This window comes from Acidovorax sp. LjRoot204 (genome assembly GCF_056175785.1).
In genome coordinates, this window is the sequence record NZ_JBGFFF010000328.1 from 1 (window position 1) to 1,595 (window position 1,595).

The 1,595-nt window shown below is 58.9% G+C and carries 2 protein-coding genes; both read right to left on the minus strand.

Features of this window, described 5'->3' with window-relative positions:
• Positions 1-164: 164 nt before the first annotated feature.
• Positions 165-836 carry a hypothetical protein gene (locus AC04MI_RS25060; RefSeq protein ID WP_436001494.1) on the minus strand — a complete coding sequence of 224 codons (672 nt, stop codon included), beginning with the start codon at positions 834-836 and terminating at the stop codon, positions 165-167.
• A 90-nt stretch (positions 837-926) separates the two neighbouring features.
• Positions 927-1,595, minus strand: a 669-nt coding sequence (locus AC04MI_RS25065; RefSeq protein ID WP_476499030.1) for a tyrosine-type recombinase/integrase, incomplete at its 5' end; no start/stop codon positions are given.

The window sequence follows — 1,595 nt, forward strand, 5'->3', positions numbered from 1 at the left end:
GGCCGCCAGGGCCACCCCTGACCACATATCCAAGCGGATCGGGAAAGATGGATACCGGAAATGGAAACTCCCCGAGATCCTTTGCCACTTCGTTCTGATGGAAGTATTTGGATGACTTCTTGATTCGAGCAACCAGTTGAGTAGGGACAGTCATCGTCGTTACCTCACTCGGCCGCGGGCCCGGATTGATGGAGTTTATCTGCAAACTTTGCTGCTGCATCGGACGACGCGATCTCCGAATCGCTACGCTCATCTTTCAGCTTAGCCACCATTGCTGGCACCTCGGCGGCGGTCACGGCACGGTAGGTGATCACGTCGCTTGCCTGGTGTCTCAGCGCCATGGTCGTCTGATCCATGCTCTCGATGATGTACGGGCCATTCCAAGCAGGTGATCCGGTAGTCGCACTCAGATTCAAGACTGCGCCTTTGACCTGGTAGGTCCCCTTAGCGTCGCTCACGCGCCCTACTGCCCCGTCCTTTTCCTTATTCTTGATGGTGGTCCTGCTCAGGACAGAGAAGCGGTGATCACGGTGGAGGACCAGCAACTGCTCCACGCTGAGCTTCTTGTCATCCTGCTGGATCGTCCAAGCGCCGACAGGCGCCTGTACCGACTCGTGYGCGAGCGCAGCCTCTGCCAGGCGGTAGAAGGCCGGGTCCAGATTCTCGCTGCGATCTATGGCGGGCATCGAGAGCTGCAAGAGCAGATCCTGGGCGTCCCTGGACTTATTCGCCGAGTCCACCGCGCCCCAGATAAGCAGGAGAAGCATGATGCCGATGAACATCCATAGGAACGATTCGCCGCGCTGATAATTGGGGCCGTTAAAGTGGGTTTTCATCGGTCACTATCCTTGGTGGTTGCTCGCAACTACGCAAGCTCTTGGGTGGAATGCGTAATTTGATCGGTGAGTGTCGCAATACGTGCGTCGCTAAAGCTGGAATTGCATCAGTTCGGCAATAGCTGGATTCTTTGCGTTGCCGCTCTGGTCATAGATTCGGAAACTGCTTATCGATGTGTGCCCCGTCATCTTCATGACGTCAAAGGCGGATACGCCCGCCTTGATGGAACTGGTAGAGAATCCAGAACGCAGTGAGTGAGCGCCGATGCGCTCCATGAAGGCCTGGCGCGCGGCCGCAGCCTCCGGCTCGTCCGCCCCGAACTCCGGGTGGTCGATCAGGTATGCCTGTAGCGCCCTTTGCTTGACGATCGTGGCAACCAGCTCAGGCCTGATTGCCGCACCCAAGACCTGGGATGGAAGCGGCCGGTTGGCATGTGACTTGAGCCGGCGAGGCTTGTAGACCGTGCGCCACACTGGGCCATCTTTGTGGCCCGCCAGGCGCAATGCATCCAGCCACGCATCCATGGCTTCGGCAGCCGCACCCACCAGGGGCACACTATGTACGGGCTCGCCCAACTTCTCGGACACCTTTCCTTTCATCTCATAGAGATCCCACCAGTACCCCAGGATCACCTGGCCATCCGGGAGATCCATCTGTCCAGGCCTCAGATGCTGCAGCTGCATCCGAGCCACCTCGCTGCGCCGGCGGCCGCTACTGTACGTGGCCAGCAGCAGCGCCTGATCTCGCTTGCCCTCCAG